Raw genomic sequence first — 12939 nt, 5'->3', positions numbered from 1 at the left:
TTCTGCGAAAAGGGATCTGACCCCGGGGTCTCCGCCCCGTGCTGGCTTCAGCGTGGCGCCACGTACCCACCTGGCACGCCTTCCGGCGACAGCACCAGCTGCCACAGCTGCGCGTGCCGGCAACGGAAGGTGGCCATCGACCCGGCCAGGTAGAAGCGCCACATGCGCCGGAAGTGCTCGTCGTAGCGCGCATCCAGCCGCGGCCACGCCGCTTCCACGTTGCGCCGCCAGGCCTGCAGGGTCAGGTCGTAATCGGTGCCGAAGTTGTGCCAGTCCTCCAGCACGAAGCGGCCCTCGAACGCCTTGGTGATCTGCACCGCCGATGGCAGCATCGAGTTGGGAAAGATGTAGCGCGCGATCCACGGGTCCGTACGATGCCGCGAGATGTTGGTGCCGATGCTGTGCAGCAGCAGCAGGCCGCGCGGTGACAGGCAACGCCTGGCCACCTCGAAGAAGCTGGCGTAGTTCTTGTCGCCGACGTGCTCGAACATGCCGATCGAGAAGATCGCATCGAACGGCTCGTGCAGTTCGCGGTAGTCCTGCAGGCGGATCTCGATCGGCAGGCCGGCGCACAGTTCGCGGGCGAACTCGGCCTGCTCCTGCGAAATGGTCACGCCGACGCCACTGACACCGTAGCGCTCGGCGGCGAACTTCAGGGCTTCGCCCCAGCCACAGCCGATGTCCAGTACACGCTGCCCCGGGCGCAGGCCCAGCTTGCGGCAGACCAGGTCAAGCTTGGCTTCCTGCGCGGCGTCGAGATCGCCGGCATTGCGCCAGTAGCCACAGCTATAGACCAGGCGCTGGCCCAGCATGGCCTGGTAGAGATCATTGCCGAGGTCGTAGTGGCGGCGGCCCACCTCGTAGCTGCCCTGTCCCACCTGCAGGTTGAACAGGCGCGCCTTCAGTGCATCGGCCACTTCGCGCCAACCGTGCACCCGTTCGTCCAGGTGCGCCTGCATCAGGTGGACAAGGAAGTCGTCCAGGACGTTGGCATCCCACCAACCGTCCATGTAGCTCTCGCCGAGGCCAAGCGAGCCGTGCGCCATGACCCGCGCGAAGAAGCGCGGGTCATGCACCTGGATATCTTGTGGCTGGGTACCGCCGATGCGGACCCCGGCTTCCTGCAGCAGGCCGGCGACCCGCTCCTGCAACCCTGTATCCACGCCACCTCCTCGACTGCGGTCAACCGCGTGCGAACAGCTCCACGTAGTCCTTGGCCACGTGCGGCAACAGCACCGCCGCCGGTACATCGGCGGTCTGGGTGCCGTCCGAGTATGGACCCACCTGGTACGGCGGGAAAACAAAGCGCAGCGCGGTGATCTGCCCCTTGTCGTCGGTCAGCGGCTGGAACTGGCTGAAATTGTCGGCCTGCGGGCCGGTGCCGTCGGCAATCATGCGCGATGCGTTGCGCAGCGATTCCTGCAGCTGGGCCGGATCCATGTCCTCACCGCTGAGGCGGGTGGCCACGCGTTCACGCAGCTGGTCGGCGACGAAATCGCTGATCGCCTTCCAGCCCTTGGCATCGGCCACCAGCTTTTCGGCGCTGAGCATCTGCTGATGCTGCGGCAGCCACACGAAGCGGGCCACCAGCGGTTCGCCATGGGCGCCACCGGTGTAGCGGCTGCCATCGGCACTGACCACCACCAGCTGCGGGGTTTCCAGCAGCTTCTCGAAGCTCAGCGACAGCTCGTACGGCATGGTCGGCTTGTCATTGCCCAGCCCGTCCAGCGCCTGTTGCAGGTCACTGCGCGCACTCGTCGCATAGCTCTGCAGCGCGCGGGCCAGGCCCGGGTAGCGGTCGATGCCGGCCGGGTAGCTGATACCCACCACTTCGCGTTCGTTGTTCTCGATCACGTCGCGCAGGTCCAGCGGCGCTTCCGTGGCCGGCGTTTCACCTGCGGCGGTGGCCTCGGCGGCAGGCGCAGCGTCGGTCGCCGGTGCCGGCTCGCTTTCACGCTGGCAACCGGCCAGCAACAGCACGCCCACCACGCCGGCCAGCACGCTGCCGTGCAATGGCCGGTTGTTTCCAATCTTCATCGGGATCCCCTGTTCATGTTTGTACATCATCGCCTGCCATGGCTGAAGCGTGGCCCGCTGGCATTCAGCCAACGAGCAGGTCGTGGTACTCCTCATGTCGCTGCAGGAAGGCCTCGGCGTAGGAACACGCCGGCACCACCTTGTACTTCTGCTCACGGGCAAAACGCAGCGCCACACGGGTCAGCTCACCGGCGATGCCTCGGCCGGCAATCGGCTCGGGCACCTCGGTATGCGTGATGACCATGCGCCTGCGTTTGATCTGGTAGTCCAGCACCGCCAGCTGTCCGCGCACACGGGCGGTGAAGCGATGGTTGGCCAGGTCGTGTTCGACCTCGTAGGCCAGACCGGGGGGCGTGACCGAAGCCATGGAACTGTCTCCTGCGGCGACTGCGTGGATGGTGCGCAGCCGGGCGCCATGATCGCGTGAAGCCTGAACAGGGGCAAGTCCGTTCCATTCACGTCAGTTTGCGACCCTCAAGCTGGAGCGCTGGCGGCCGCTATCGCCTGTGGAGGGGTACGGCCAGGCTGGCACGGCCCTTGCGACCGTTGATCATGCGCACCACCGCGGAGGCTCCGATGCACCCCAGCGATTCCCATTCAGATACCGACCGCGCCCTGCTGGAGGGCCTGCTGCAACTGGCCGTGGAGGGGCAGACCCAGGACCAGGATTTCCAGCGCATCGGCGAAGAAGTGTTCGCCCGCCTGCTGGATACCTACGGTCAGCAGCCCACGCTCTGAAACAGCGGGGGCGGATCGCTGCCGATCCGCCCCGCTCCCGTCATCAACCGCCGCCGAGGCGGAAGGTCGGGTTGGAGAGTTCGCGCAGGAAGTGAGTGAAGATGCTCGGCTGCATGGCCAGCATGAAGATCACGCCGAACGCCGCGCCTGCCAGGTGCGCGCTGTGGTTGATGCGGTCACCGCCGCGCTTGTCCATCCAGATGCTGTAGCCGACGTAGAACGCGGCGTAGACGATGGCCGGCGCCGGGATGAAGAACACCAGGATGATCGACCACGGCTTGATCAGGATGAAGGCGAACAGCACCGCCGACACCGCACCGGACGCACCCAGGCTGAGGTAGTTCGGGTTCTTCTGGTTCTTCAGGTAGCTGGGCAGGATCGAGACCAGCAGCGCACCGATGTAGAACGCCGGGTAGGTCAGGTAGCTGCCGGTCAGCTGCACCATCACGCTCTCGATGAATCCCCCGAAGAAGAACAGGGTGATCATGTTGAAGATCAGGTGCGACCAGTCGGCGTGGATGAAGCCATAGGTCACCAGCCGGTCGTACTGGCGGTGACGGTCGACGGCTGGCGGCCACAGGATCAGGCGGTCGGCCAGCTTGCGGTTGTTGAACGCCATCCACGACAGGATGGCGGTGATGGCGATCAACAGCAGATTGACGGGGGTCATGTCAGGCTCAGGCGCTACGGTAGTTGTCGACCATACGATAGCGTTTCGCATACCAACCGAAGGCCAACGCCGCGACGAAGGCGAAACTGGCGAAGAAGAACATCAGGAACGCCGCTTCACTCAGGCCCGTACTGGCGATCTTGTGGGTCACCGCATCGTTGCGCACCGCCGCGTTGGACAGCAGCACCCACAGGTTGCCGATGGTGGTGGTCAGGTTCCAGAAGCTCATCACCACGCCCTTCATCGCCTGCGGCGCCTGGCTGTAGGCGAACTCCAGGCCGGTGGCCGAGACCAGCACCTCACCGAAGGTCAGCAGCGCATACGGCAGCATCTGCCAGAAGATCGACATGGCGTTGCCGCCGTCCATCACCACCTGGATGCCGCCGACCACGATCCAGGCCAGGCCGCTGAAGGCGATGCCGGCGGTCATGCGGCGCAGCGCGGTCGGCTCGAAGCCGAAGCGGCGCAGGGCCGGGTACAGCACCAGGTTGTTGAACGGAATCAGGATCATCACCAGCAGCGGGTTCAGTGCCTGCATCTGCGAGGCGGTGAACCAGCTCGGCATCTGCATCTGCTGGCCCTGCAGGACCCAGGTCGAGGCCTTCTGGTCGAACAGCGAGAAGAACGGCGTGGTCAACGCGAAGATCACCAGCACCCGCAGCACCGAGCGCACGCCTTCGACGGCTTCGGCCGGATGCTGGCCACGGGCGCGATCGAGCTGCAGCCAAGTGCCACCGCCGATACCGGCCAGGATCGATACCAGCGCCAGGCACAGGCAGATGACAATGCCCAACGAGCCAACCAGGCCGAACGAGGCCACTGCCAGCACCAGGCCGAGCACGGCGATCACCAGGCCCGGACGGCCCTGGCCGGCCACGCGCGCGGTCAGCGCGGTGCGTACCACGTTGGCGAACGAATGCGGATCCTTCGGCGGCAGTGGCACCAGCACGTAGCGCTTGCGGCCCAGCCAGAACACGAAGGTGGCGATGAACATCAGGATGCCCGGGATGCCGAACGCCCACTGCGGGCCCCAGTTCTTCAGCACCAGCGGGATCAGCAGCGAGGCGAACAGCGAGCCGAAATTGATGATCCAGTAGAAGGCATCGAAGACGACCTTGGCCAGGTGCTTGTTGCTCTGGTCGAACTGGTCACCCATGAACGAGGCCACCAGCGGCTTGATGCCACCGGCGCCGAGCGCGATCAGGCCCAGGCCGAGGAAGAAGCCTTCGCGGCTGTTCTCGAACAGCGCCAGGCACAGGTGGCCGGCGCAGTAGACCAGGCTGAACCAGAGAATGGTGTGGTACTTGCCGAAGAACCTGTCGGCCAGCCAGCCACCGAGCAGCGGGAAGAAATACACGCCGATCATGAAGCTGTGCATGATGTCCTTGGCTTCACCGGCACGGCCTTCCGCCGTGATTTCCTGCAGCAGCAGCGAGGTGATCAGGAACTGCACCAGGATGTTGCGCATCCCGTAGAAACTGAACCGTTCGCAGGCCTCATTGCCGATGATGTACGGAATCTGGCGCGGCATCTTTCCCTGGCCGGCGATGGGGGCGACTGCGTCGTGGCTCATCCTGTAAGGCATTCCTGCAAAGCGAAAGGCGCAAGATTACCGGAACCGGGGCTTGCGAAGCACGCTGCAGGGCTGCATGACAACGGTGCCAATCCATGGCAGGCAGCGACACTCCGTGCCGGAAGTCACGGCACCTGCACGACAAAAGCGTAAACTTATCGTTATGCGCCCCCTCGCCCCCGCCCGTCTCCTGCTCAGTTGCCTGGTGCTGCTGATGGCGTTGCAGGCACAGGCGCGGCCGCAGGCAACGGCCGCCACTGCCAGTGACAACGAGCCCCGGCAACTCACCGTGGCCGCGCTGGAACTGCCCAGCCGTGATGATGCGCATTGGAAGCAGCGCCGCGAGCAGGTCGCGCAACTGCTGACCGAGCTGCAGCCGGACGTGATCTCGGTGCAGCAGGTGCTGCAGCAGCAGGGCCGCAATCCAGCCTGCTGGCTGGCCAGCCGGCTGCGCTACAGCTGCGACTTCGTTACCGCCGATCCGCCCAGCCAGCCGTTGCGGCATGGCAACGCGATGCTGACCCGGCTGCCGGTCAGCGAGGATGGCGTGACCCTGCTGCACCCACCCGGCACCTTCAGCGCCGCCGGCATGATGCGGCTGAAGCTGGGCGAGGCACTGGTCAACATCTATGTGGCACGGCTGCGCCCGGACCCGGACGAGGCCACCGCCCGCCAGCATCAGACCAGCGACCTGATGACCTGGATCGGCGCCACCGCCGAGGGCATGCCCAGCCTGATCGCCGGCGATTTCTCCGCCAACACGGTGGAACTGGTGCGCAGCACGCCCGGCTTCCAGCCGGCCCGGCGCAATCCCGGCGGCCGCGCCGAGGCGCCTGCGGCCAGTGGCGGTGGCAGTAGTGGCCATGGCCTGGATGTGCTGTTCCAGGTCAAGCACTTCGGCGGCATCCGCCAGCAGCCGATCCTGCTGCCAGCCGACGGCGACCTGCCCGGCCTGCGCCTGGGCGTGATGGCTACGCTGCGGCTGCAGGGTGATACGGCCACCGCGGAATAGGTAGTGCCGGCCGCTGGCCGGCTCCTCGGGTACCACACGATTGCCGGCCAGCGGCCGGCACTACCGAATGACTCCTGCAACAGAAAAGGCCGGGGTCTCCCCCGGCCTTCTCACTTCATCCCGTTACCGCGATCAGGCGATCGCTTCCTGGTAACGGCGCTCGACTTCGTTCCAGTCGATGACGTTGAAGAACGCGCCGATGTATTCCGGACGACGGTTCTGGTACTTCAGGTAGTACGCGTGTTCCCACACGTCCAGGCCGAGGATGGGGGTGTTGCCTTCCATCAGCGGGCTGTCCTGGTTGCCGGTGCTCTCGACCACGACCTTCTTGTCCGGGGTCACGCTCAGCCACGCCCAGCCGCTGCCGAAACGGGTCAGCGCCGCCTTGGTGAAGGCGTCCTTGAACTTGTCGAAGCCGCCCAGGTCCTTGTCGATGGCCTTGGCCACGTCGCCCACCGGGTTGCCGCCAGCATTCGGAGCCATCACGGTCCAGAACAGCGAGTGGTTGGCATGGCCGCCACCGTTGTTGCGCACCGGACCCTGCAGGTTCTCCGGCAGCGACTTGAGCTTCTTCACCAGTTCTTCGACCGGCAGGTCAGCGTACTCGGTGCCTTCCAGCGCCGCGTTGACGTTGTTGATGTAGGTCTGGTGATGCTTGGTGTGATGGATTTCCATCGTCGCCGCATCGATATGCGGTTCCAGCGCGTCGTAGGCGTAGGACAGCTTGGGCAGGGTATAGGCCATGATGCATCTCCTGATTGCGAGGGCACCCGACGGTGTCGGGCGTTGCGCGGTGAATGATGGGGACAGACCGCCAGATTACCAAGGGGGATGTAAAGGAAATTGCGTCCTGCCAGTGAGCATGACGGCAATTGTTACGCAGCAGTGACGCGACGCCGTCCTCATGCACCGTGCAGCGCACAGGCGCTACAGTGCCCGCACCACCCTCGCCCGCCCCTGCCCATGCGCAACCCCCGGCTGCTGATCACCGCCATCGCCCTGCTGCTGCTCGGCCTGGTCGTCAACCATTTCATGCAGCGCCCGCCTGTGCCGCAGTTCGCGCCGGACCTGCAGGGTGCGCCTGCCGCGCGCGCGCCTGCCACGGCCGCAACCGGCAACGACAGCGGCCTGCCCGCATTCCTGCCCGCCGAAGCCCGGCAGACCATCGCCCTGATCCAGCGTGGCGGCCCGTTCCCGCACCGCCAGGACGGCAGCACCTTCGGCAACCGCGAGCAGCAGCTGCCGCAGCGCCCGCGCGGCTACTACCGCGAATACACCGTCGACACCCCCGGTGCGCGCACCCGTGGCGCTCGCCGCATCGTCACCGGCGGCGATCCGCCGGAGGCGTGGTACTACACCGACGACCACTACGAATCGTTCCGCAGCTTCACCGTACCGGCCCAGGGAGCGCAGTGATGAGCCACGATGATTTCGGCCTCGGCCTGCATGACATCAACAATGCCGGCGTTTACGCCATCGACAGCGACGACATCGGCGCACTGGCCGCGGCGATGCGCGATGCCGGGCTGAAGGTGATCCGCATCGACCTGGAAGGCGTGGCCGACAAGCGCACCCTGCTGGCCCGGCTGGCCGCGCAACTGGATTTCCCTGCCGGCTTCGGCGGCAACTGGGATGCGCTGTCGGACAACCTGCGCGACCTGCAGTGGCTGCCGGCCAACGGCTACGCACTGTTCCTGGCCGACGTGGACACGTTGCGCGCCTCCACGCAGAAGGACTTTGACACGTTGCTGGACGTGATGGACGAAGCCAGCCGCGACTGGGTTGGCCGCGACGTGCCGTTCTGGGTGTTCCTGTCGCAGAGCGCGTGAGGTCATCGCCCAGGTAGAGGCCGACTTTGGTCGGCGCACGTGCATCCGGTAGATGCCGACCTTGGTCGGCGCTTCTGTGCCAACCAAGGTTGGCACCTACCAAAGTGCGAGCCGGCCAGCAGGTCGGCCGAGACGTGCCGTTCTGGGTGTTTCTGTCGCAGAGCGCGTGAGGTCACCGCCCACGTAGACGCCGACCCTGGTCGGCGCACGTGCTCCGGTAGATGCCGACCTTGGTCGGCGCTTCTGTGCCAACCAAGGTTGGCACCTACCAAAGCGCGAGCCGGCCATCAGGTTGGCGGAGACGTGCCGTTCTGGGTGTTTCTGTCGCAGAGCGCGTGAGGTCACCACCCAGGTAGAGGCCGCCCCTGGTCGGCGCACGTGCTCCGGTAGATGCCGACCTTGGTCGGCGCTTCTGTGCCAACCAAGGTTGGCACCTACCAAAGTGCGAGCCGGCCAGTGGGTTGGCGGAGACCTGCCGTTCTGGATGTTTCTGTCGCAGAGCGCGTGAGGTCATCGCCCAGGTAGATGCCGACCTTGGTCGGCGCACGTGCATCCGGTAGATGCCGACCTTGGTCGGCGCTTCTGTGCCAACCAAGGTTGGCACCTACCAAAGCGCGCCAGCATGGCCGTCACATCCCGCGATGGGTCCATCGAAAAGCCCCCTTGTTGTTCAAGGGGGCGCGCCAACGGCGCGGGGATAAGGAAGCATGCGTGGACAGCGGGAGCCGTTAGCGGCTCCCGTTGTCTTCCTGCAGCTCTTTCTTGAACGGGATGTCCGGCGGCGGTCGTGCCACCGCTGGCTGGTCCAACATGTTCGGATTGGTCAGGCCACAGCCACCACCGGCCTGCAGGATCGAGATCACGCAGGAGATCTTCGTGCTGGTACCCGGCAACGGGATCTCCATCGCCTTGACGCCCTTGCGCACCCATTCGGCCAGCAGCGATTCCTGCGGCACCCAGTACTTGTCGAACGAAGTGGGCGTGTAGTCGTACGGCGGTCGCTTCAGCCAGGTGCCCGATTGCGCGATGCGTTCCTTGCTCCAGCCGTCGTTGGCGCCACCGGGCGCACCGCGCTCGGCACGCCCCTCGCCTTCCTGGCCCGGCACGCGGACGCTGCCATCGGCATTGAACAGGTCACTGCCCTTGCCGCTGGTACTGGCCTGGCGGGCGCCCTTGTTGGCGCCGTCCTGGTTGCGGCTCGATGCCCCCCAGTCATCGCCCTTGGCGGGCGTGGCCCAGTTGCCCGGATTGGGGGCCGGGCGCGCTCCAGCCTGGGCCGGGGTCGTGCTGGATGCAGCAGGCCGCGCGGCGCTGCTGCTCGCCTGCGTCGCGCTGCCATTGGCCGCCGGCGCGGGCGTTACCGCGGGTGCATTGCCACTGGAAGACGAAGGGGCTGCCACCGGTGCCGAGGCTACTTCGCGCTCGCGCACCTGTACGTCACGACCCGCCGGCGCATGCACTGCCGGTTCACGACCGGCGACGGCCGCCATCCGCACCTGCGGATCGACCACCGCCTGCACTTCACGCTCGCGCACCTGTACGTCGCGCTGCGGCACGCGCACCTGCACATCGGCCGTGCGCAGTGGCTGCGACACCACCGGTGCATCGACCGTACTGACTTCGCGCTCCTGCACCGGGATGTCACGCAGCTGCGGCGTCCGCACCGCGATCTGCGGCGCACGCATCGCGGTTAGGGTTGGCGGCGCCTGCACCGGCTGCACGCTGCGCTCGCGCACCGTGGGCGTGGTGTCACGCGGCACGATGCTGACCTCGGTGCGCGGCACGCTGATCGGCGGCACCACGAAATCCGTGCTGGCCTGCGCCACTTCGGTGGCCTGCACCGGCGAGGGTGGCGGGGCCGCAAGCGGGGCCGGCTCGGCTTCGGCCGGCGGCGACGGCACGCTGGCTGTCGGTGCTGGAGCCGGTGCAGGCGCAGGCGCCGACGCGGCCGCAGGACGCGGCTCAGGTGCAGTCGCGGCCCCTGCTGCCTGGCCGGCGGCAACCTGGCCGGCCGGTGCAGCCGCAGCCGCCCCGGCACCCGGCTGATCGCCTCCGCCCTCCTGGGAGGCGCGGCCGACGAATTCCACCTGCACACGCTCGCCTTCGGCGCCCTCTGCTTCCGGTGCCGTGGTGCGGATCACCGCAACCCACAGCAGCAGCATGAAGAACAGCAGGTGCAGCAGCGCGCTGGCCAACGCCGAGGTCCAGCGCATCCAGCGCTGATCGCGCGGCGCAGCGTCCCAGTCCTGCCAGAACAACCGGCGCAGCGCCTGCCACGGCGACAGCCGGGGTGATTGGCCCGGCGCTCCAGGCAGCGGGCGCGGCAGCAATACCGCAATCACTTCGCGGGCGTGGAACGGCCGCGGCAGCGGGCCCAGCGAGCGCAGCCACAGCGCCCAGCCATAGGGCAGGCGCGTGGACTTCTCGAGGACGGCGCGTGGCTGCTGGCGGGCCAGCAGCAGTTCGATGAGTTGCTCGGCCCGGGTCAGAGGCACGCGTCAGCGGTCAGGCGACGTTGCCGCGCGGGATATACGGCGCGTGGCCGCTGTCATGGTCGGTCGCGTCGCGCACGGCGGTCACGCCCGGCACGCGGCCCATCAGGGTCTTCTCGATGCCCTGCTTGAGCGTCACGTCGGCCATGCCACAGCCCTGGCAGCCACCACCGAAGCGAAGCAGCACCACGCCGTCGGACGAGACTTCCTGCACGGCCACCTTGCCGCCATGCGAGGCCAGCTGCGGATTGACTTCGTTTTCCACCACCCAGTGCACGCGCTCGACCAGCGAAGCGGCATCGCCGGGGGCCTCGCCCTTGATGCGCGGCGCCTTGATGGTCAACTGCTGGGTACCGGCGGTGCCGGCGACGATGTCGATCTCGGCGCCATCGAGCCAGCCGACGCTGCTCGCATCGACGTAGAGGGTGAAGCCATCGCAGTCCACCGCCCACTCGTCACCGAGCAGGTCGGTCGGTTCGGCGAACTCCAACCGGGCATCGGCGCGCGGGGTGCCGGGCTCGACCGCACTCAAGCGCACGCCCATGCCGGGCACGCCCTCGCGTTCGATCAGCTTGCGGAAATGGGTCTGGGCAGTGTCGGAGATCTGGATCATCAGGCTATTCTAGCCAAGTAAGCGTCAACCGCTCATTCGGTTTATACACCGTCCGGCGCATTGTTCAGTCAACACGAGGTGGAGATTCCCATGGCCGACCTGATTCCACTGGCCCAGGCCCGTTGCGTGCCGCGCAAAGGCAGCGATCACAAGCTTGGCGAAGCCCGCCTGGCCGAACTGCTGCCGCAGATTCCCGGCTGGGAGCTGAGCGAGGGCGGCCAGGCCCTGTCGCGCACCTTCCGCTTCAAGGATTACTACGCCACCATGGCCTTCGTGAACGCGCTGGCCTGGATCGCCCATCGCGAGGACCACCATCCGGACCTGGGCGTGCACTACGACCGCGCGGTCGTGCGCTTCTCCACCCACGATGTGGGCGGCCTGAGCGAGAACGACTTCATCTGTGCGGCGAAGACTTCGGCCCTGACGGAGCAACTGCCATGAACGTACGTTTGCTGAGCCTGTCCCTGATCGCTGCGACCGGCCTGGCCGGCTGTGGCGCGTCCGAACCAGCGGCACCACCACCGCCGCCGCCCACCGAAGTCGCAGCGGTGAAGACACCGCCGCCGCAGTACCCGCTTGAGCTGGCCTGCATGGGTGTGGGCGGCACCAGTACCTTCAAGGTGACCATCGGCACCGATGGCAAGCCGAGCGAAGTGGCTCTGCTGACCGGCGCCGGCAACCCTCAGCTGGACGAGCTGGCCAGGACCGCCGTGCAGGGCTGGCAGTTCAATGCCGCCACCCGCAACGGCCAGCCGGTGCCGGCCACGATCCAGGTGCCGGTGAGCTTCAACCCGCCGCAGCCGAAGCCGGACCAGTGCTTCGCCATCGAAGAACGCCTGCGCCGCGGCGGCTGATCGCGCGCGCCCCGACGAGGCCAGCCGACGCCCGCCTCGCCCTCCCCGCCCCGGGTTCATCCGGGGCGGTTGTCTGTTGACCAGGACCGCGTCGGTACATGCTGCAGATTCCCCCCGAAAATGTCTGGATCGCACTGGCGGTCACCCTCGCGGCCGGCCTGGCCACCGCCATCGGCAGCCTGCTGGTGCTGTTCTCGCGCCGCCCCAACCCGCGCCTACTGGCCTTCGGCCTGGCCTTCGCCGGCGGTGCGATGGTCTATGTGTCGCTGTCGGAGATCCTCAACAAGTCCATTGCCTCGTTCGCACTGGCCTATGGCGAGCGCACCGGCTTCACCTACGGCACTCTGGCCTTCCTGCTGGGCGTGATCGTGATCGTGCTGATCGACCACTTCATCCCCAACCCGCATGACAGCCTGGACAAGCAGGACCCGGCATTCCGCGAGAACAGCCGCGAGTACCTGAAGCGCGTCGCCCTGCTGACCTCGATCGCGATCACTGCGCACAACTTCCCGGAAGGGTTGGCAACCTTCTTCGCGACGCTGGAAAGCCCGTCGGTGGGCATGCCGCTGGCCTTCGCCATCGCCATCCACAACATCCCCGAGGGCATTGCGATTGCAGTGCCGGTGTACTTCGCCACCCAGAACAAGCTGTATGCATTCAGCGCCAGCCTGCTGTCCGGCCTGGCCGAACCGGTAGGCGCGGCGCTGGGCTACTGGCTGCTGTCCGGGTCGCTGTCGCACGCCACCTTCGGCTGGGTGTTCGGGCTGATCGCCGGCGTGATGGTGTTCCTGGCACTGGACGAGCTGCTGCCGGCGGCCAAGCGCTATGCCAAGGGCCACGAGACGGTTTACGGGCTGGTGGCGGGCATGGGCACGCTGGCGATCAGCCTGGTGCTGTTCAAGTGGTGAGGGGTTTGCGGCCAACGGGCTGAGCCCCCTCGCGGCTGGTACGTCCCGCAGCATCGAGAGGTCACGGGCGGGGGCGGCTTGCAGGGGACGCCGTGAATCCATCCATGGAGGCTTGGCCGCCGCATCCATGCGGCGGACACCCCTGCAAGCCGCCCCCGCCCGTGCCCCGTCATTTTTCTGTGCGTGCCAGCCACGCGATGAAAGAATAAGAAA

15 protein-coding genes are annotated in these 12939 nt (G+C 66.8%); 7 read left to right on the top strand and 8 right to left on the bottom strand.

The genetic code is table 11. The features are described 5' to 3' along the window. Nucleotides 1-47: 47 nt before the first annotated feature. From cfa to ACX9OT_RS06440, 3 genes are read right to left on the bottom strand one after another with little or no spacing between them, the layout of a single operon-like run. Complete coding sequence (gene cfa / locus ACX9OT_RS06450; RefSeq protein ID WP_149909190.1) at nt 48-1163, bottom strand: cyclopropane fatty acyl phospholipid synthase; 1116 nt, start codon at nt 1161-1163, stop codon at nt 48-50. A 19-nt stretch (nt 1164-1182) separates the two neighbouring features. Next, nucleotides 1183-2064, bottom strand: coding sequence for a DUF3298 and DUF4163 domain-containing protein (locus tag ACX9OT_RS06445; protein WP_071229774.1), 882 nt, complete (start codon nt 2062-2064; stop codon nt 1183-1185). 37 nt (nt 2065-2101) lie between these two features. Then, nucleotides 2102-2404, bottom strand: coding sequence for a GNAT family N-acetyltransferase (locus tag ACX9OT_RS06440; protein WP_006455911.1), 303 nt, complete (start codon nt 2402-2404; stop codon nt 2102-2104). 209 nt (nt 2405-2613) lie between these two features. Here ACX9OT_RS06440 and ACX9OT_RS06435 point away from each other — a divergent pair, with 209 nt between their 5' ends. Beyond that, on the top strand, nt 2614-2775 hold the full coding sequence (locus ACX9OT_RS06435) for a hypothetical protein (RefSeq protein ID WP_165929939.1): 162 nt from the start codon (nt 2614-2616) through the stop codon (nt 2773-2775). A gap of 43 nt (nt 2776-2818) precedes the next feature. On the opposite strand, the gene ACX9OT_RS06430 is transcribed toward ACX9OT_RS06435, so the two are convergent. Continuing rightward, the gene (locus ACX9OT_RS06430) at nt 2819-3445 is read right to left on the bottom strand and encodes a rhomboid family intramembrane serine protease (protein WP_032129656.1); all 627 of its coding nucleotides are present in this window, start codon (nt 3443-3445) and stop codon (nt 2819-2821) included. Nucleotides 3446-3452: 7 nt separating this feature from the next. Beyond that, on the bottom strand, nt 3453-5018 hold the full coding sequence (locus tag ACX9OT_RS06425) for a POT-type proton-dependent oligopeptide transporter (protein WP_132810487.1): 1566 nt from the start codon (nt 5016-5018) through the stop codon (nt 3453-3455). Between the two features lie 163 nt (nt 5019-5181). Between ACX9OT_RS06425 and ACX9OT_RS06420 the strand changes: the two genes are divergently transcribed. After that, entirely contained in the window at nt 5182-6030 is an 849-nt protein-coding gene (locus ACX9OT_RS06420; protein ID WP_071229750.1) for an endonuclease/exonuclease/phosphatase family protein, read from the top strand. 132 nt (nt 6031-6162) lie between these two features. Here the strand turns inward: ACX9OT_RS06420 and ACX9OT_RS06415 are convergent, their stop codons facing one another. Continuing rightward, nucleotides 6163-6774 carry a superoxide dismutase gene (locus tag ACX9OT_RS06415; protein WP_005410310.1) on the bottom strand — a complete coding sequence of 204 codons (612 nt, stop codon included), beginning with the start codon at nt 6772-6774 and terminating at the stop codon, nt 6163-6165. A gap of 219 nt (nt 6775-6993) precedes the next feature. Between ACX9OT_RS06415 and ACX9OT_RS06410 the strand changes: the two genes are divergently transcribed. Together ACX9OT_RS06410 and ACX9OT_RS06405 are read left to right on the top strand one after the other, a co-directional pair. Further along, a complete protein-coding gene (locus ACX9OT_RS06410) occupies nt 6994-7446 on the top strand; it encodes a guanyl-specific ribonuclease (protein ID WP_459001462.1) in 453 nt (150 codons plus the stop codon). After that, the gene (locus ACX9OT_RS06405; protein ID WP_032129660.1) at nt 7446-7859 is read left to right on the top strand and encodes a barstar family protein; all 414 of its coding nucleotides are present in this window, start codon (nt 7446-7448) and stop codon (nt 7857-7859) included. The genes ACX9OT_RS06410 and ACX9OT_RS06405 overlap by 1 nt, the downstream gene beginning before the upstream one ends. A gap of 728 nt (nt 7860-8587) precedes the next feature. Here ACX9OT_RS06405 and ACX9OT_RS06400 read toward each other — a convergent pair. Together ACX9OT_RS06400 and ACX9OT_RS06395 are read right to left on the bottom strand one after the other, a co-directional pair. Beyond that, entirely contained in the window at nt 8588-10354 is a 1767-nt protein-coding gene (locus ACX9OT_RS06400) for a hypothetical protein (RefSeq protein WP_459001460.1), read from the bottom strand. Nucleotides 10355-10364: 10 nt separating this feature from the next. Continuing rightward, nucleotides 10365-10964 (bottom strand): NfuA family Fe-S biogenesis protein, encoded by a 600-nt coding sequence (locus ACX9OT_RS06395; RefSeq protein ID WP_032129662.1) that lies wholly within the window; start codon nt 10962-10964, stop codon nt 10365-10367. Between the two features lie 90 nt (nt 10965-11054). Here ACX9OT_RS06395 and ACX9OT_RS06390 point away from each other — a divergent pair, with 90 nt between their 5' ends. The 3 genes from ACX9OT_RS06390 (at nt 11055) to zupT (ending at nt 12726) form a co-directional block, all read left to right on the top strand. Further along, entirely contained in the window at nt 11055-11405 is a 351-nt protein-coding gene (locus ACX9OT_RS06390; RefSeq protein ID WP_006456031.1) for a 4a-hydroxytetrahydrobiopterin dehydratase, read from the top strand. After that, nucleotides 11402-11818 (top strand): energy transducer TonB, encoded by a 417-nt coding sequence (locus ACX9OT_RS06385; RefSeq protein ID WP_032129663.1) that lies wholly within the window; start codon nt 11402-11404, stop codon nt 11816-11818. Before ACX9OT_RS06390 ends, ACX9OT_RS06385 begins: the two co-directional genes overlap by 4 nt. Nucleotides 11819-11916: 98 nt before the next feature. Then, a complete protein-coding gene (gene zupT, locus ACX9OT_RS06380; RefSeq protein ID WP_049399991.1) occupies nt 11917-12726 on the top strand; it encodes a zinc transporter ZupT in 810 nt (269 codons plus the stop codon). Nucleotides 12727-12939 lie beyond the last annotated feature (213 nt).

Source organism: Stenotrophomonas genospecies 3, from assembly GCF_054473855.1.
Note: the sequence above shows the minus strand (reverse complement) of the source record. Positions and strands in the feature narration are given on the sequence as shown.